Here is a 17,524-nt window from a genome sequence, read left to right as displayed (position 1 = left end):
CTGGCTGTCACTCGCTGTCAGGCAGTAGAGGGAATTGGCTTTCTCACGGCTACAGCGCTGGTAATGGCCTTTGTCCGAGGCGAGTTCAAAAGCAGTGATTCGTACATCGCGTTCTTGGGGATGGATCTGCGAGTTAATGACTCTGGGCAAAAGAACGGACGCCGACGCCTGACAAAACGGGGATGCTCTGAGATCCGCCGTTTACTCCACAACGCAGCCATGTCGGCGAGCAGGTCAGACGCCTGGAAAGGACTGTATAAGCAGCATCTAAACAACGGTAAGGCAACGACTCAAGCACTGGTGATACTGGCCAGAAAGCTCGCACGCGTGGCATTCGCCCTGATGAAAAATCAGGACGAATACGTCACCAAGGGCGGCAAATTGGCTTGCCCAAAACCATAGAATCTCCCACAGTGAGCCTTCATATCATTCCCAGTGATAATGACCTTCGCCCCATTCGATACGTTGTTAATAGTTACAGATCGCAGAATCCGCCCACTATCAATACATTGGCGGACTCCCCATGGAACAGTCACTCAAACCTTTGCGTTACCCCCTTGCTCTATTGGCTGTAATGGTGATGAGTGCCTGCGGTCGTACCCCGGAGGCCGTGCAGGCGCCGGCAGCGACCAAGGTCAGTGTGGCCAAGGTGCTGGAACAACCGATCAACGAATGGGACGAGTTCACCGGGCGCCTGGAAGCACCGGAAACCGTCGAGGTGCGTCCGCGGGTCTCTGGGCAGATCGACCTGGTGGCCTTCACCGAAGGCGCCCAGGTAAAAAAAGGCGACCTGCTGTTCCAGATCGACCCGCGTCCGTTCCAGGCTGAGGTCCGTCGCCTCGAAGCCCAATTGCAACAAGCCCGCGCCACCGCCATCCGCAGCGAAAACGAAGCTCAGCGCGGCGAGCGCCTGCGCAGCAGCAATGCGATTTCTGCCGAGCTGGCCGAGTCGCGTACCAGCGCCGCCGCCGAAGCCCGTGCCGGGGTTGCCGCAATCCAGGCACAGCTGGACCTGGCGCGCCTGAACCTGAGCTTCACCCGCGTCACCGCACCGATCAGCGGCCGGGTCAGCCGTGCCCAGTTCACCGCCGGCAACATCGTCAGCGCCGATGTGACGCCGCTGACCAGCGTGGTTTCCACCGACAAAGTCTATGCCTACTTTGACGCTGACGAGCGCGTGTACCTCAAGTACACCCAGCTGGCGCGCAATGGCCAACGCGGCCAGAGCACCCCGGTGTACCTGGGCCTGTCCAACGAAAGCGGCAACCCGCACCTGGGGCAGATGAACTTCGTCGACAACCAGGTCAACCCCAAGACCGGCACCATCCGTGGCCGCGCGGTGTTCGACAACACCGACGGGCAGTTCACCCCGGGCCTGTATGCGCGCCTGAAGCTGGTCGGCAGCGCCACCTATTCGGCAGTGCTGATCAACGATGAAGCGGTCGGTACCGACCTGGGCAAGAAGTTCGTGCTGGTCATGGACAAGGACAACAAGGCCGCTTACCGCGCCGTGGAGCTGGGGCCGAAACTCGAAGGCCTGCGCATCGTGCGCAATGGCCTGAGCAAAGACGACCGCATCGTCGTCAAGGGCCTGCAACGGGTGCGCCCGGGCTCGCCGGTCGACCCGCAGGACACGCCAATGGCCAGTGAAGCGACCATCGCCGCCCTCGCCCAACAACGTCAGGCACTCGAAGCCAGTATCCAGGGCAAAGCCGTGGCCACCCCCAGCGTAAAACTTGCCAGTGCTTCGGCACCGCGCGGTTAAGGGATCAGTTCGATGAATTTTTCCAAGTTTTTCATTACCCGGCCGATCTTCGCCGCAGTGCTGTCGCTGCTGATCCTGATCGCCGGCAGCATCTCGCTGTTCCAGCTGCCGATCAGCGAATACCCCGAAGTGGTGCCGCCCACCGTGGTGGTACGCGCCAACTTCCCCGGCGCCAACCCGAAAGTGATCGGCGAAACCGTTGCCGCGCCACTTGAGCAGGCGATTACCGGGGTCGAGAACATGCTCTACATGTCCTCGCAGTCCACTGCCGATGGCAAAGTGACCCTGACTGTCACCTTTGCCCTGGGCACTGACCTGGACAACGCCCAGGTGCAGGTGCAAAACCGTGTGACCCGGACCCAGCCCAAGCTGCCCGAGGAAGTCACACGCATCGGCATCACCGTCGACAAGGCCTCGCCCGACTTGACCATGGTTGTGCACCTGACCTCGCCGGACCAGCGCTACGACATGCTCTACCTGTCCAACTATGCCATCTTGAACATCAAGGACGAACTGGCACGCCTGGGCGGCATCGGTGACGTGCAGCTGTTCGGCATGGGCGACTACTCGTTGCGTGTGTGGCTCGACCCGAACAAGACCGCCTCGCGCAACCTGACCGCCAGCGATGTAGTGGCGGCCATTCGCGAGCAGAACCGTCAGGTGGCGGCCGGTCAACTCGGTGCACCGCCAGCACCCGGATCTACCAGCTTCCAGTTGTCGGTCAACACCCAGGGCCGCCTGGTCAGTGAAGAAGAGTTCGAGAACATCATCATCCGTTCCGGTGCCGATGGCGAAATCACTCGCCTGAAAGACATCGCCCGGGTCGAGCTCGGCTCCAGCCAGTACGCCCTGCGTTCGCTGCTGAACAACCAGCCGGCGGTGGCCATCCCGATCTTCCAGCGCCCTGGCTCCAACGCCATCGAGATCTCCGATGAGGTCCGGGCGAAGATGGCCGAGTTGAAGAAGGACTTCCCTGAAGGCATGGACTACAGCATCGTCTATGACCCGACGGTGTTCGTTCGTGGCTCGATCGAAGCGGTCGTCCACACCCTGTTCGAAGCGCTGATCCTGGTAGTACTGGTCGTTATTCTGTTCCTGCAGACCTGGCGCGCCTCGATCATCCCGCTGGTGGCGGTACCGGTTTCCTTGATCGGTACCTTTGCGGTGATGCACCTGTTCGGTTTTTCGCTCAACGCCCTGTCGCTGTTCGGCCTGGTACTGGCCATCGGTATCGTGGTGGACGACGCCATCGTTGTGGTTGAGAACGTCGAGCGCAACATCGGCTTGGGCCTCAAGCCCCTGGAAGCCACGCAAAAGGCCATGGGCGAAGTGACCGGGCCGATCATCGCCACGGCGCTGGTACTGTGCGCGGTGTTCGTGCCGGCCGCGTTCATTTCCGGGCTTACCGGGCAGTTCTACAAGCAGTTCGCCCTGACCATCGCCATCTCCACGGTGATCTCGGCCTTCAACTCCCTGACCCTGTCGCCAGCCCTGGCTGCGGTACTGCTCAAGGAGCACCACGCCCCCAAAGACCGCTTCTCGAAAGTACTCGAGCGCCTGTTCGGCGGCTGGCTGTTCGGCCCGTTCAACCGCTTCTTCGACCGTGCCAGCCATGGCTACGTCGGCGCCGTCGGCCGGGTCATCCGCAGCAGCGGCATCGCCCTGTTCGTCTATGGCGGCCTGATCATCATGACCTGGCTGGGCTTCTCTTCGACGCCTACCGGTTTTGTGCCGGCGCAAGACAAGCAGTACCTGGTCGCCTTCGCGCAACTGCCGGATGCCGCCAGCCTTGATCGCACGGAAGCGGTGATCAAGAAGATGAGCGAGATCGCCCTCAAGCAACCAGGGGTTGCCGACTCGGTGGCCTTCCCGGGCCTGTCGATCAATGGTTTCACCAACAGCCCGAACAGCGGCATCGTGTTCACCCCGCTCAAGCCGTTCGATGAGCGCAAGGACCCGAGCCAGTCGGCCGCCGCGATTGCCGCCGCGCTGAACGCGCAGTTCGCCGATATCGAAGATGCCTACATTGCCATCTTCCCACCGCCGCCGGTACAGGGGCTGGGCACCATCGGTGGTTTCCGCCTGCAAATCGAGGACCGTGGCAACCTGGGTTACGAAGCGTTGTACAAGGAAACCCAGAACATCATCGCCAAGAGCCACAACGTGCCGGAGCTGGCCGGGTTGTTCACCAGCTACCAGGTCAACGTACCCCAGGTCGATGCCGCCATCGACCGGGAAAAGGCCAAGACCCACGGTGTAGCGATCAGCGATATCTTCGACACCCTGCAGATCTACCTGGGTTCGCTGTACGCCAACGACTTCAACCGCTTTGGCCGCACCTACCAGGTCAATGTCCAGGCTGAGCAGCAGTTCCGTCTTGAAGCCGAGCAGATCGGCCAGCTCAAGGTGCGCAACAACCAGGGCGAGATGATCCCGCTGGCGACCTTCATCAAGATCAGCGACACCTCGGGGCCGGACCGCGTGATGCACTACAACGGCTTCATCACCGCCGAGATCAACGGTGCCGCAGCGCCTGGCTACAGCTCCGGACAAGCGGAGAAAGCCATCGAGAAACTGCTCAAGGACGAACTGCCCAACGGCATGACCTTTGAATGGACCGAGCTTACTTACCAGCAGATCCTGTCTGGTAACACCGCGTTGTTCGTTTTCCCGCTCTGCGTACTGCTGGCCTTCCTGGTGCTGGCCGCCCAGTACGAAAGCTGGAGCCTGCCGCTGGCGGTGATCCTGATCGTGCCGATGACCCTGCTGTCGGCGATTACCGGGGTGATCCTGTCCGGAGGCGACAACAACATCTTTACCCAGATCGGCTTGATCGTACTGGTGGGGCTGGCGTGCAAGAACGCCATCCTGATCGTCGAATTCGCCAAGGACAAACAGGCCGAAGGCCTCGACCCGCTGGCCGCAGTACTGGAAGCCTGCCGCCTGCGTCTGCGGCCGATCCTGATGACCTCGATTGCCTTCATCATGGGTGTGGTACCGCTGGTGTTCTCTTCCGGCGCCGGTGCTGAAATGCGTCATGCCATGGGTGTGGCGGTGTTCTCCGGGATGATCGGGGTGACCTTCTTCGGTCTGCTGCTGACGCCGGTGTTCTTTGTCCTGATCCGCCGTTACGTGGAACGCAGCCAGGCCCGCAAAGCGGCGCGTGCGCTGAAGCTGGAGACTCATGCATGAACCGCAGTATGAAACTCTTTGTGCCCAGCCTGCTGGTCCTGGCCCTTGCCGCCTGTGCGGTGGGCCCGGACTACCAGGCACCGGAAACCAGGGCGGCGCAATTGAGCGCGGCCAATGAGCCGACCGCCAAGGCTGCATTCGACCGCAGCCGTTTTGAAAGCATCTGGTGGAAGCAGTTCGACGACCCGGTGCTGAACTCACTGGTTAGCCAGTCGCTGGACGGCAACCGTGAACTGCGCGTGGCCTTTGCCCGCCTGAAAGCGGCGCGGGCGATCCGCGACGATGTCAGCAACGATGCCCTGCCAACGGTGACCAGCCGCGCCAGCGCCGACCTGGGTAAAGGCCAGGTCCCCGGCCAGACCGAGGATCGGGTCAACAGCGAGCGCTATGACCTGGGCCTGGACATGGCCTGGGAGCTGGACCTGTTCGGCCGCATCCAGCGCCAGCTGGAAGCCAGCGAGGCTGAACAGGACGCGGCCCAGGCCGACCTGCAGCAGTTGCAAGTCAGCTTGATCGCCGAACTGGTGGATGCCTATGGCCAGCTGCGCGGTGCGCAGTTGCGCGAGAAAATCGCTCTGGCCAACCTCAAGACCCAGCAGGATTCACGGGGCATCACCGAAACCCTGCGTGACGCCGGGGTCGGCAACGACCTCGACGTGGTCCGCGCCGACGCTCGCCTGGCAGCGGTGGAAGCCAGCGTGCCGCAACTGCAGGCCGAACAGGTACGGGCACGCAACCGCATCGCCACCCTGCTCGGCCAGCGCCCGGACGCCCTGGCCATCGATCTGTCGCCGGCACAACTGCCGGCCATCGCCAAGGCCTTGCCGGTGGGTGACCCGGGCGAGCTGCTCAAGCGCCGCCCGGATATCCGCAGCGCCGAACGCCAGTTGGCCGCTGCCACGGCCAACATCGGCGTGGCCACGGCTGATCTGTTCCCACGGGTCAGCCTCAGCGGCTTTCTCGGCTTTACCGCCGGGCGCGGCTCGCAGCTGGGCTCTTCGGCCGCCAAGGCCTGGGCCCTGGGCCCGAGCATCACCTGGGCGGCGTTCGACCTGGGCAGCGTGCGGGCCCGCCTGCGCGGCGCCAACGCCGATGCAGAGGGCGCCCTGGCCAATTACGAGCAGCAGGTGCTGCTGGCTCTGGAAGAATCGGAAAACGCCTTCAGCGACTACAGCAAACGCCAGCAACGGCTGCTGGCCCTGCTGCGCCAGAGCGAAGCCAGCCGCAAGGCGGCGGACCTGGCTTCGATTCGCTATCGCGAAGGCACGGTGGATTACCTGGTGCTGCTCGACGCCGAACGCGAACGCCTGAGCGCCGAAGATGCCCAGGCTCAGGGTGAAGTCGACCTGTACCGCGGCATCGTCGCCATCTACAAGGCCCTGGGTGGCGGCTGGCAGGCCGAGAGCGTGGCGACGGCAAACTGATTCAATGGCTCCTTTGGTTGGTTTCTGACCGGCCCCTTGCCCCGCTTGCGGGGCTTTTTTGTATCCAATGCGCGGAAAACTGTGGGAGCGGCGATGCGGCGACCCGACTTGCCCCGCGATTGATATCCACTCCTCTATTACATTTGACGCCACCAGCCCTGGTGACCCAAGCTCAACCCTTTGCCGCCGCGACACGCTTCGGATTCACCATGTCCAAACAGCGCCAGTACACGCTTGTCAGCCTGACCCTGCTGGTTATCCTCGGCCTGGGTGGCTATTTCTGGCGTGACGACAGCCCTGCACCCACGCCTGCACTCAAGCACAGCTACAGCAAGGCACTGACCATGGCCCACGACGGCCAGCCCGGCGCTGCACGGGTGCTGTACCAGCAGTTGGGGCGCAGTGACCTGTCGCCAATCCGCCGCGCCAGCCTGTACAGCGAACTGCCCAATTACCCCTCGCCCCTGGCCCTGAAGCTGGCCAGCCGCGACCTGCAACATGACGAGCCACTGGTGCGCCGCGCCGCCATTGCCAGCATTCAGGCCATGCTGCCCGGCACCCAGCGCAGCCTGGTACTCGGTCCGCTGCTCGACGATGAAGAGCAAAGCGTGCGCTTTGCCGTGGTCGATGCCCTGCTGGGCCTGGGGCCGGATGACATCGGCCTGTACTTCGGCCCGCTGCAACAAGTGCTGGAGCAGTACCAGCAGGTACTCGCCGAACGCCGCGACGACGCCAGCGCACAGTTGCACCTGGCTCAGCTCTACTTGCACGAGAACAGCTATCAGGAGGCGGCGCAGGCGCTGCAGCGCACCCTGCAACTGGCCCCGGACAACCTTGAGGCCCTGGCCGCCCAGGTACAGCTGCTTGAGCGCCAGGGACAGACCGACGCCTCGCGCCAGCTGCTGGCCAAAGCCCTGCAACAACGCCCGGACTCGGCCTTCCTGCAGCACGAACTGGGCCGCTGGCTGTTGCGCCACGGCCAGGACGAGTACGCCCTGCTGGCCTTTGCCAGGGCCCTGGAGCTTGAACCGGACAACAGCGACTACCGCTATACCCTGGCAACCAGCCTCTACCAGTTGGAACAGGTCGATGCCGCGCAACGACAGCTGGAAACCATCCTCGCCCGGCAACCGGCCAACCGCAAAGCCCGGGTGCTGCTGATCGAGTACTGGAAAGAAACCGGCCAGTTACAGAACGTGCAGGTACTGCTGGCCCAACTGGAGCAGCAGAACCCCGACGACCCGTTGGTGCAGCAAGGGTTGTGAGGCGCAAAACGACCGTTCAAGAACCCGGTTGAACCCCTCGGCAAAGGCCATGGTCCAGAGAGAGTGTGAGGACAACAAGCACCGGCAGACGTGCCTGTCCACACGTTATCGAAGGAGATCAGCTGTGGGAGACGCGTTAGCCAATGCCGAACGAGCGTTGATTCTGGCTCCGGCGCAGTTGAGCCAACAGGCCCTGGGCCTGCTCGACCAGGCAGGCATCCAGGCCCTGGCGGCTGCCAGCATGGATGAACTGGGGCGGGCGCTGGAGCAAGGTGTGGGCCTGGCAATCATCGCCGCAGCCTCGCTCAACGGTGCCACTCACTCGGCCCTGCACCAGTACCTGGGCAAGCAGCCACCTTGGTCGGACTTGCCGGTGGTGTTGCTGACCGCAGCCCCCACGCGCGGCCAACGCCCGCCACAATGCCCTGACGCCAGCCTCGGCAACCTGTTCCTGCTGCAATGCCCATTCGAATCCGCCAGCCTCGTGGCCCTCGCCCAGTCCTCCTTGCGCGCCCGCCGCCGCCAGTATCAGGCACGCAACCAGAACCAGGAGCTGGAACGACAACAGCACCTGCAGCAGGTCCAAAGGATGGAAGCTATCGGCCAACTGGCCGGCGGCGTCGCCCATGACTTCAACAACTTGCTGACCGGTATCGGCGGCAGCCTGGAGCTTATGAGCACACGCGTGAAGCAGGGCCGCACAGACGCCCTGCCCGGCCTACTGAGCCTCAGCCAGGAGGCGGTCAAGCGCGCCACGCGGCTGACCCACCAACTGCTGGCGTTCTCCAGCCGGCAATCGCTCGATGCCCAACCGGTGCAGTTGGGCAGCCTGTTGGATGCAAGATGCCTGAGCCCGGTACTGAGCCCGCAGATCACAGTGCAGATGCAGATCGATTCCGATTTATGGCCGGTCGAAGCCGATCCGACGCAGTTGCGCGAGGCCCTCGACAACCTGCTCAACAATGCCCGGGAGGCCATGCCCAATGGCGGGCGCTTGGTCGTCAGCGCGAGCAATCAGCACCTGGATTCCAGCCCAACCCTGGCGGCCGGAGACTATGTACTGATCCGCTTGCATGACACTGGTTGCGGCATGGCGCAGAGCACCCTGGAGCGGGCGTTCGATCCGTTCTTTACCACCAAGCCGACCGGCCAGGGTACCGGCTTGGGGCTGTCGATGGTGTACGGCTTTAGCAAGCAGTCCCAGGGCCACGTCCAGTTGCACAGCCGCATCGGCCACGGCACCCAGGTCGATGTGTACCTACCGCGATACGACCGGCAACCTGCCCCGTCAGCCCCTGGGCACGCGCAGGCAACGAGCACTGGCGCCCCGGCCAACGTGCTGATCGTCGAGGATGACGCCACCGTGCGCCTGCTGGTGCAGCAAGCGCTGGATGAGCAAGGCTACCTTTGTAAGGTGGCCGCCGACGCCAATGCTGCCTTGGCGATCTTTCAGGCCGGAGAGCCGGTCGATTTGCTGGTCAGCGATGTCGGGCTGCCGGGCATGAATGGCCGCCAGCTGGCGGAAATCGCCCGTACCTTGCGCCCAGCGTTGCAAGTGCTGTTCATCACCGGTTTCGCCGAAACCGCAGTGGTCCGCAACCGCTTTCTCGATCCTGGCATGCAGATGCTCTGCAAACCGTTTGAGTTCGCCCAACTGACTGCCACAGTCGCGCAGATGCTAGGCAAGGGGCGCCGCCCATGAGTCATGGTGTAAACCGCTAACCGCTAACCGCTTGCTGCAGCGCCTAGGCCGGCGCGAGCATCTCGTGCACCTGTTGGACCAGGGCGTCCAGGCCGAAGGGCTTGGTCATCAAGGCCATGCCCGGCTCGAACACTTCCTGCTCAGTCACCGCCTGCTCGGCGTAGCCGGTGATGAACAACACTTTTTGCTGCGGCTGCTGCATGCGCAAGGCGTTGGCCACCTGACGGCCGCTGAAGCCACCTGGCAGGCCAATATCGGTGATGAGCAGGTCAATCGAACCCAACTGGCGATACTGCTGCAGCGCCGCATTGGCATCGCCCGCCTCGAAGACCTCGAAGCCCTCTTCTTCCAATGCCTCCTTGAGCAGCAGGCGCAAGGTGCGCTCATCATCCACCAGCAGGATACGTTCGCCATTTGCCCGGGCGAAGGTCTTGCGCACAGGCTCGTCCGCCAGGCTCTGGGGCAACTCACCCAGAAAGCGGGGCAGGAGAATCTTCACCCGGGCACCCTCGCCCGGGCTTGAGTCGATCCACACCCGCCCGCCAGACTGACGGACGAAGCCATAGACCATCGACAAGCCAAGCCCGGTACCCTGACCAACCGGCTTGGTGGTGAAGAACGGGTCGAAGGCACGGGCGACGACATCAGCACTCATGCCATGGCCGTTGTCCTGCACCTGCAGTGAAAAATAGTCGCCCGCGACCAGGCCGTCTGCGCCCTCCTGGGCCAGTTCATGACGTTCGTTACTGGTGGTGATGCGCAGGCACCCGCCAGCGCCCATGGCATCCCGGGCATTGAGGCACAGGTTGATCAGGGCGTTTTCCAGTTGGTTGGCATCGATCAGCACCCACCAGGGAGCAGGCTCGACCTTGACCTGCAGGTCGATGTGCGCGCCAAGGGTCTGCTGGACCAGGTTCTCAATGTCCAGCACCAGCTGATTGACGCAAACCGGTTTAGGATCAAGGGCCTGACGCCGGGAAAAGGCCAGCAAGCGGTGAGTCAGCATAGCCGCACGCTTCGCTGCGCCGCGAGCGGCATCAAGGTAGACCTGCAGGTTGTCGAAGTGACCCTGGGCGATACGCCGTTCGAGCAACTCGATGCTGCCGCTGATGCCGGTCAGCAGATTGTTGAAATCGTGGGCCATGCCCCCGGACAGTTGGCCAATGGCTTCCATTTTCTGGCTTTGACGCAGCAACTCTTCAGCATGGGACAACGCCTCTTCACGCTCGCGCTCCTCGGTAATGTCGTTGCCAACAGCAGTGAAACCAAGCTCCGACGGCGCAGCAACCCAGTTGAACCAGCGATAATGGCCATCCTTGTGGCGCAAGCGGCTGACCCTGTTATCGCTCGCCTGGCCGGCGCGCAGACGCTCAATGATCGACTCGACCTCCTGAAGGTCGTCGGCATGGATCAAACCCATCACCGATGTCCCCAGGACCTCCTCTTGCGACCAGCCCAGCACCTGGTTCCAGGCCGGGTTGACGGTGCTGATGCGCAGGTCCGGCAGGACGGTCAGCATGATATCGCTGGACATCTGCCAGAACTGGTTGCGGTCGGCGGTACGTTCCTGCACCTGGCGCTCGAAGGTATCCGCCAGATGCCGCCACTGCTGTTCGGCTTCGACGCTGGCGGTGGTTTCGATCACCGTATCGAGAAAACCGGCGACCGCCCCGCGCTCGTCACGGATCGGGCTGTAACAGAAGGTGAAGTAGGTTTGTTCCATGCTGCCGTTGCGGTTGATCAGCAACGGAAAGTTCTCAATGAAGATCGCCTCGCCGGCAAGGGTACGAAAGACCAGGCCACCGATACTGTCCCAGGCCTCGCTCCAGACCTCGTCGAAACCCCGGCCCAGGGCCTCGGGCTTGGCACCGAGAATGGGCCTGAAGGCATCGTTGTAGATGGTCACCATCTGCGGGCCCCAGACCAGGCAGCCGGGAAACCTGGAGGCCAGCAACATGTCCACGGCGATGCGCAACGGCGCCGGCCACAGGTGCAACGGCCCTAGGGCGGTGCTGCCCCAGTCATGGTTGCGGACCTTTACACTCATCGTTCCTGGCATGGGCGAACTCGGTGGTTACGGGGCCTGACAATCGGACCTATACGCCGATGTCTTCGTTCCAGAGCGTTGGATGCGCTTGGATGAATTCACTCATCATCGTGATGCATTCATGGTTGTCCAATACCTGCACCTTGACCCCTCGTTTCTGGAGCAAGTCTTCCTCGCCCATGAAGGTCCGGTGCTCGCCAACAATCACCTGTTTGATGCCATACAACAAAATCGCGCCACTGCACATCGGACAAGGCGACAAAGTGGTGTACAGGGTTGTCTGGGCATAGACACTGGCCGGCTGGCGCCCCGCGTTTTCCAGTGCGTCCATTTCACCGTGCAGGATCGCACTGCCTTGTTGCACACGACGATTGTGGCCGCGGCCGATGATCTTGCCGTCGTGGACCAACACCGAACCAATGGGTACACCACCCTCTGCGCGGCCCTTGAGTGCTTCATCGATGGCCGCCTGCATGAACTGATCAACAGGTTTTTTCAAAGTGCTCATCCGTTTGTCGACTCCTGTTGCAACGTTAACGCTCTATTGCCTGGCAGGCTAGCACATCGCCAGCGGGGAATGGCATCCACGGCCACCCCTACTATGCTGAACTGGTTTCTCCTCTGCGGCCTGGGCAGTCCGGGTCCGTTCCAGTATAGGGAGCATTGCAATGAGCAAGAAAATACTGGTGGTGCTGACCAACACGGCCAAATACCCGACACTCAAGCGCGCCACCGGCCTGTGGCTGGGTGAGGCGGTGCATTTTGTCGACAAGGTTGAACAGGCTGGCTTCAAGGTCGACTACCTGAGCCCGAGTGGTGGTTACGTGCCGATTGACCCACACAGCCTGAGCATGGCCGCTGATATCGATTGGCAATGGTACAACGACAAAGCCTTCATGAACCGCCTGGGCAGCACACTGAGCCCCGGCCAGGTCAAGGCCCAGGATTACAGTGCAATCTACTATGCCGGTGGCCATGGCGTGATCTGGGATTTTCCCGACAACAGCGAGCTGCAGGACTTGGCACGACGCATCTTCGAAGCCGGCGGCGTAGTCGCTTCGGTGTGTCATGGCGCGGTGGGCCTGCTCAATATCAAGCTCAGTGACAACACCTTGCTGGTGAAAGATCGCGAAGTCACCGGTTTTTCTAACATTGAGGAGCAACTGGCGGAACTGGACAAGGTAGTTCCCTACCTGACCGAAACCGAGCTCTGCGCCCGTGGAGGGCTATACCGCAAAGCGGAAGACCCCTGGCAGGCCTACGCCATCGCCGACCAGAAAGAAGGCCGGCTGATCACCGGCCAGAACCCTGCATCAGGTAAAGCGGTGGCTGAATTGCTCATCAAAACGCTGAATCAGAAAAAACACTGAATCGCTGACCTGGATTGCCGATGAGGACTTCACCTGCGGTAAACCCGGCTTACAGCCGCCGCAGATTGTACGCCTTATGCTGACGAGAATGAGCCGACCAGTAAGGTCGGCTTCCCGTTAGCATAGAGGTACAACCATGGCTCTATCCCGTCTTGCCGGCCGCAGTCTGCTCGAGTTTCTGATCACCCTGCTGATCGGCCTGGCACCGGTGGCGTGCGGCCTGCTGGTGCTGGCCCTGCAGGTCGAGCGCAAACAGGAAGAAACGGCTGCGGTGTCCGCCGCTGAAGCCATTTATGCCATCGACCTGGTCATCGATACCCTGCACAGCACCAGCAATGCCGTGCTCGGGCTGGCGGGGCAACGCTGTGAGCAAGTGCTCCCGGCCTTGCGCCAGGCAGCCTTGAGGCAACCCAGCGTACGCTCGCTGATACTGATCAGGGACAACCGTGGCTACTGCGGTACCGTGCTCGGTAACTTCGATGCGGCCTTCGACCCGGGCAGCTACTTCAACCAGCGCCTGCGCCTGGACTTGCAAAACCAGATCACCCCGGACATGCCGGTGCTGCATTACCGTCTGCAGGAGCATCCCGTCGGTGTTATCGCCACCAGCGATGCGCGGACCCTGCAACTGGAGCTGCAAGGTTTCCAGAACGGAATCGTCCTGGCCCTGCAGTTCGGCAGCGATTTTCTGTGGGCCAACGGCAGCGGTAGCGTCGCTCAGGTACCCAACTATGAAGAAGACAAGCAACGCCAGGTTTCGGACAAGTACGGCTATGTTGTGCACGCCGGTTATCCGGACGGCCATACCCGGCAAGTGCTGCGCCAGGCCATACACTCCACCGCGCCGTTATTGCTGCTGGTCGGCATTTTGACCTCGGCGGTAGCCTACTGGAGCCTGTTCAGGCAGCAACGCCAGCCGGCGCCATGAAAACAAGGCGCTGGTATTGGACATAGCCTTGGCCTGGCATCTTCGGCTGGGCAGCCCAATTGCTTGCGTTTACCATATCGGCCTTCCCGCGCTGCGGTTGCGCGCCCTGCCAAGCCGATGCCATGCCTTTCGAACTCAGTGTAGACCTCAGCACCCTAGCGATTCTTGCCGCCGTTGCCTTTGTTGCCGGCTTCATCGATGCCATTGCCGGTGGTGGTGGCCTGTTGACCACCCCCGCCTTGCTCACCGCCGGCATGCCGCCGCACCTGGTGCTGGGCACCAACAAGCTCAGTTCGACCTTCGGCTCGGCCACCGCCAGTTTCACTTACTACCGGCGCAAGCTGTTCCATCCCGCGCAATGGCGCCATGCCTTGGCCGGCACCTTTGTCGGCGCGCTGATTGGTGCGGTGGTGGCCCACTACCTGCCGGCTGAGTGGTTGAACAAGATGCTGCCGGTGATCGTCTTCCTTTGTGGTGTGTACCTGCTGTTCGGCGGCACGCCCAAAGCGCCGCTGGACGCCGACGCGCCAGTGAAGAAGAAGTGGCAACTGCCCCAGGGCTTGTCCCTGGGTTTCTATGACGGTGTGGCCGGCCCTGGCACCGGTGCGTTCTGGACGGTGAGCACCTTGCTGCTCTACCCCATCGACCTGGTCAAGGCCAGCGGCGTGGCGCGCAGCATGAACTTCGTCAGCAACGCCGCGGCCTTGTCGGTGTTTATCTTCAGTGGCCAGGTCGACTGGCTGGTGGGCCTGTCGATGGGCTCGGCGCTGATGGTCGGCGCGTTCTTCGGCGCGCGCACCGCCATCAGCGGCGGCAGCAAGTTCATCCGCCCGGTGTTCATCACCGTGGTGCTGGCGTTGACCGTGCGGTTGGCGTGGCAGCATTGGTTTGGGCAGGTGTGAGCCCTGCGCCCGCCCATTGAATACAACAGGCGGGCGTTGGATCAAAGATGAGTAATTTCGACGCCAGCGAAAAACTCGCTCACCAGTTGCTTGAACACGTTGATTTCGTCTTTGTCTTTGTCACAACTCAACTGCTCGATATAGAAGCGGTACAACCCGTCGTCCAGATGCGGCTGGGCAGTTTCAAGGTCTTCAAATCGTGCATTGAAGACTGCATCTTGTTCCCGGAAACGCGTGGGATGCTCAGCCCTGAAGAAACTTCGCCACTCACTTTGTGCATCAAGTATGAACTCCGGCACCGAGGCCTTGATCTGCCGCTCGTCCATCCTGAATGCCTCTGCAAGCCGGTTGAGCTCAGCCAGCATGGCGTCCTGACCTCTACGCTCGATCTCGCCCCAGCCCACGTCTTGCCCTAGCAGCAAGCGGCCACTTTCAATAGCCACCGCGTTGCGCCGTTCCCAGTGCTGAACCGGGATATCAAGCAGCGCGTTCAATGAGTTGCCCGCGGGCGACGGAGTGATATCAAGCTCCCAGGGAAAGCTTTGCAGCAGTTCGCCTGCGTTAGAAAACCCGTCCACTCCGCCGGTCCGATCGAAGTACACACAAGGCCCTTGAGCGCTGTCCTCAAAAACAGCTAACCCTAGCGGCTGTGAAGGAGAGTCAACCTGTACAGGCGCAGGTGCCGACACGTTATGGGGCAAAAGTCGAGGTAACTGTTCAAAGGGGTTGCGATCAGGGCCACAAAGTTCTGCCTGGCGCAGTATCTGGTTTGTCAGCGCCTGCTGCTCACTCGACATTTGTGTATCGCTGATACTTGCATCGAAAAACTCCAGCAGCGCTTGATAAGCCTGTACACGTGACCCTCGGCCTTCGTGCCATGCCTCACAAGCCTGCTCCAGCTGTTCGCGTCGTTCAGAAGCGTTAAGCGACTCTGCCTGACGGTCAGCAGAATGACTGTAGCTACTAACGGCTGGATTCAACTCCACGACAATTTTCCCGATTGGTTAGAAAGTCGGGCAGTTTTATCTGGTGCGCTCCAGGCTCCTAGAGGGAATGGTTTCCCCTGGCATCTGACGTCACTTGAGCAAGACCGGCTCCTGCAACCCAAGCCGCCGCGCCACATACAGATCAATCAAATACCGCGCAATCGAACGCCCCGCCGGCAACGGCGGCAGCGCATCGACGCGGAACCACTGGGCATCCTCGATCTCATCAGGCTGCATAACAATCTCGCCGCCCGCGTATTCGGCATGAAAACCCAGCATCATCGAGTGAGGGAACGGCCAGCACTGGCTGCCGACGTACTGGATATTGCGCACCTCGATCGCCACCTCCTCGCGCACCTCACGCACCAGGCAGTCTTCGGCCGACTCGCCCGGCTCGGCAAAGCCGGCCAGGGTGCTGTACACGCCGGTGACAAAGCGCGGCGAACGGGCCAGGAGGATTTCATCGCCACGGGTGATCAGCACGATCATGCTCGGTGAGATGCGCGGGTAGTTGCGCAAATCGCACGGCGCGCAATACATGGCACGCTCCCAGTGGATCTGCGCCATGGGCTGGCCGCAGCTGCCACAAAAGCGGTGCTCGCGGGCCCAGGTGCCGATTTGCGCGGCGTAACCGAGGATCTTGTAGATATCGAAATCGCCTTCGAGCATGAACTGGCGCAGCCCGCGCCAGCTGCAGCCCGCTACCGCCTGCGGGCTGCGCAACTCAAGGAGGAACACCGGTTGGCCGTCGAAATGGCCGATGCCGTGTTCGCACAGTACGTCCAGTTCCTGGCGCTTGAGCCAGTCGCGCGGGAACAACGCGCCATTGTCATCGACCAGGAACCCTTCGCTGCAGCGGGCGACTGCCCAGCCGCCGCTGAGGGTGGTATCAAGTACTGCGGTGGTCCAGCGCGCTGACATCATGCGGTTCCTTGCGGGGCTCGCCTGTGCAAGTCAGTCGGCGAACTCGGGTTTTTGTTTGCTCATGTGGGCGGCAACCGCTACCCGCAGATCGTTGGATTGCAGCATGGCGGCGTTCCAGGTGGCGATGTACTCCAGGCCATCGTCGATACGGTGATCGCGCATGTAGCTGATCATGTGCTTGGTGCCGGCCACGGCAATGGGCGATTTTCCCGCAATTTCAGCGGCAATGGCAAAGACTCCGTCAAGCAATGCTTCGTGGCTGTCGAACACCCGGTTGACCAGGCCGATGCGCTGCGCCTCGTCGGCCGCGACATTGCGCCCAGTGTAGGCCAGCTCGCGCATCATGCCGTCGCCAATGATCCGCGGCAGGCGCTGCAGGGTACCGACGTCGGCGGCCATGCCCATGTCGACTTCCTTGATCGAGAACTGCGCGTCGCTGCTGCAGTAGCGCATGTCACAGGCCGAAACCAGATCGATCGCGCCGCCGATGCAGTAACCCTGGATCGCCGCCAGCACCGGCTTGCGGCAATTATCGACGGCATTGAACGAAGCCTGCATGCGCAGGATGGTGCGGCGCAGCAAGCGCGCGTTGCGACCGACGTCCTTGCCCAGCTCGTTGGCCACCGAGGCCAGCAGCATCAGGTCGATACCCGAGGAAAAATGCTTGCCCGCGCCACTGATCACCACCGCGCGCACCGCGTCGGTTTCATCGATCCACTGGAAGATCTCGACGATCTCGCTCCAGAACGCCGCGTTCATGGCGTTGTACTTTTCCGGGCGGTTGATCTGCACATGGGCGATATGGTTGTTCAGTTCGACCTTGAACGTTTGGTAGTCAGTCACAGCGACACTCCGGGTGGTGACGGGAATGGCGGGACTATAGCAAGAGTCAGCGCAAAGACTATGCCGTGGAATTGCCAAAGCAGGAGTTTGAAGTGGCCGGAATGCCCCCAGGCGCTGGTAGCGTTCCTGAGCACCCAGGGTACGACACAGCACCGGCTCAGGCAGGTCACCCCAGA

14 protein-coding genes are annotated in these 17,524 nt (G+C 61.9%); 9 read left to right on the top strand and 5 right to left on the bottom strand.

Going from position 1 to position 17,524, the window contains the following annotated elements:
* From M5G17_RS15975 to M5G17_RS15950, 6 genes are all read left to right on the top strand, one after another.
* On the top strand, positions 1–402 hold a 402-nt coding region (locus tag M5G17_RS15975), incomplete at its 5' end, for a transposase (RefSeq protein WP_273893870.1).
* Between the two features lie 121 nt (positions 403–523).
* Positions 524–1,765, top strand: coding sequence for a multidrug efflux RND transporter periplasmic adaptor subunit MexE (mexE, locus tag M5G17_RS15970; protein WP_273893868.1), 1,242 nt, complete (start codon positions 524–526; stop codon positions 1,763–1,765).
* A gap of 12 nt (positions 1,766–1,777) precedes the next feature.
* Entirely contained in the window at positions 1,778–4,957 is a 3,180-nt protein-coding gene (locus tag M5G17_RS15965) for an efflux RND transporter permease subunit (protein WP_273893867.1), read from the top strand.
* On the top strand, positions 4,954–6,381 hold the full coding sequence (locus tag M5G17_RS15960) for an efflux transporter outer membrane subunit (RefSeq protein ID WP_273893866.1): 1,428 nt from the start codon (positions 4,954–4,956) through the stop codon (positions 6,379–6,381). The genes M5G17_RS15965 and M5G17_RS15960 overlap by 4 nt, the downstream gene beginning before the upstream one ends.
* Positions 6,382–6,590: 209 nt before the next feature.
* The gene (locus tag M5G17_RS15955) at positions 6,591–7,646 is read left to right on the top strand and encodes a tetratricopeptide repeat protein (protein ID WP_273893865.1); all 1,056 of its coding nucleotides are present in this window, start codon (positions 6,591–6,593) and stop codon (positions 7,644–7,646) included.
* 124 nt (positions 7,647–7,770) lie between these two features.
* Positions 7,771–9,348: an ATP-binding protein gene (locus M5G17_RS15950; protein WP_273893864.1), complete on the top strand. Its 1,578-nt coding sequence runs from the start codon at positions 7,771–7,773 to the stop codon at positions 9,346–9,348.
* A 43-nt stretch (positions 9,349–9,391) separates the two neighbouring features.
* Here the strand turns inward: M5G17_RS15950 and M5G17_RS15945 are convergent, their stop codons facing one another.
* Positions 9,392–11,395: a hybrid sensor histidine kinase/response regulator gene (locus M5G17_RS15945; RefSeq protein ID WP_273893863.1), complete on the bottom strand. Its 2,004-nt coding sequence runs from the start codon at positions 11,393–11,395 to the stop codon at positions 9,392–9,394.
* Positions 11,396–11,444: 49 nt separating this feature from the next.
* A complete protein-coding gene (locus M5G17_RS15940) occupies positions 11,445–11,903 on the bottom strand; it encodes a nucleoside deaminase (protein ID WP_273893861.1) in 459 nt (152 codons plus the stop codon).
* 160 nt (positions 11,904–12,063) lie between these two features.
* On the opposite strand from M5G17_RS15940, the gene M5G17_RS15935 reads away from it, so the two are divergent.
* From M5G17_RS15935 to M5G17_RS15925, 3 genes are all read left to right on the top strand, one after another.
* Positions 12,064–12,765, top strand: a complete 702-nt coding sequence (locus M5G17_RS15935; protein ID WP_273893860.1) for a type 1 glutamine amidotransferase domain-containing protein — start codon at positions 12,064–12,066, stop codon at positions 12,763–12,765.
* 136 nt (positions 12,766–12,901) lie between these two features.
* The gene (locus tag M5G17_RS15930) at positions 12,902–13,693 is read left to right on the top strand and encodes a CSS-motif domain-containing protein (RefSeq protein ID WP_273893859.1); all 792 of its coding nucleotides are present in this window, start codon (positions 12,902–12,904) and stop codon (positions 13,691–13,693) included.
* 122 nt (positions 13,694–13,815) lie between these two features.
* The gene (locus M5G17_RS15925; RefSeq protein WP_273893857.1) at positions 13,816–14,595 is read left to right on the top strand and encodes a TSUP family transporter; all 780 of its coding nucleotides are present in this window, start codon (positions 13,816–13,818) and stop codon (positions 14,593–14,595) included.
* A gap of 41 nt (positions 14,596–14,636) precedes the next feature.
* Here M5G17_RS15925 and M5G17_RS15920 read toward each other — a convergent pair whose 3' ends face one another.
* The 3 genes from M5G17_RS15920 to M5G17_RS15910 form a co-directional block, all read right to left on the bottom strand.
* Positions 14,637–15,581, bottom strand: coding sequence for a hypothetical protein (locus tag M5G17_RS15920; RefSeq protein ID WP_273893856.1), 945 nt, complete (start codon positions 15,579–15,581; stop codon positions 14,637–14,639).
* Between the two features lie 90 nt (positions 15,582–15,671).
* Positions 15,672–16,502, bottom strand: coding sequence for an NAD(+) diphosphatase (gene nudC, locus M5G17_RS15915; protein ID WP_273893855.1), 831 nt, complete (start codon positions 16,500–16,502; stop codon positions 15,672–15,674).
* Positions 16,503–16,535: 33 nt separating this feature from the next.
* A complete protein-coding gene (locus tag M5G17_RS15910) occupies positions 16,536–17,348 on the bottom strand; it encodes a crotonase/enoyl-CoA hydratase family protein (protein WP_273893854.1) in 813 nt (270 codons plus the stop codon).
* Positions 17,349–17,524: the final 176 nt, after the last annotated feature.

The organism is Pseudomonas rubra (assembly GCF_028656935.1).
In the GTDB taxonomy this organism is placed as follows: domain Bacteria; phylum Pseudomonadota; class Gammaproteobacteria; order Pseudomonadales; family Pseudomonadaceae; genus Aquipseudomonas; species Aquipseudomonas rubra.
Note: the sequence above shows the minus strand (reverse complement) of the source record. Positions and strands in the feature narration are given on the sequence as shown.

Bases quoted from the DNA above. Each gene is read 5' to 3' on its own strand.
- M5G17_RS15955 (WP_273893865.1), top strand. From the start codon at position 6,591: ATGTCCAAACAGCGCCAGTACACGCTTGTCAGCCTGACCCTGCTGGTT.
- M5G17_RS15965 (WP_273893867.1), top strand. From the start codon at position 1,778: ATGAATTTTTCCAAGTTTTTCATTACCCGGCCGATCTTCGCCGCAGTG.
- M5G17_RS15930 (WP_273893859.1), top strand. From the start codon at position 12,902: ATGGCTCTATCCCGTCTTGCCGGCCGCAGTCTGCTCGAGTTTCTGATC.
- M5G17_RS15940 (WP_273893861.1), bottom strand. From the start codon at position 11,903: ATGAGCACTTTGAAAAAACCTGTTGATCAGTTCATGCAGGCGGCCATC.
- M5G17_RS15935 (WP_273893860.1), top strand. From the start codon at position 12,064: ATGAGCAAGAAAATACTGGTGGTGCTGACCAACACGGCCAAATACCCG.
- M5G17_RS15925 (WP_273893857.1), top strand. From the start codon at position 13,816: ATGCCTTTCGAACTCAGTGTAGACCTCAGCACCCTAGCGATTCTTGCC.
- M5G17_RS15960 (WP_273893866.1), top strand. From the start codon at position 4,954: ATGAACCGCAGTATGAAACTCTTTGTGCCCAGCCTGCTGGTCCTGGCC.
- nudC (WP_273893855.1), bottom strand. From the start codon at position 16,502: ATGTCAGCGCGCTGGACCACCGCAGTACTTGATACCACCCTCAGCGGC.
- M5G17_RS15945 (WP_273893863.1), bottom strand. From the start codon at position 11,395: ATGAGTGTAAAGGTCCGCAACCATGACTGGGGCAGCACCGCCCTAGGG.
- mexE (WP_273893868.1), top strand. From the start codon at position 524: ATGGAACAGTCACTCAAACCTTTGCGTTACCCCCTTGCTCTATTGGCT.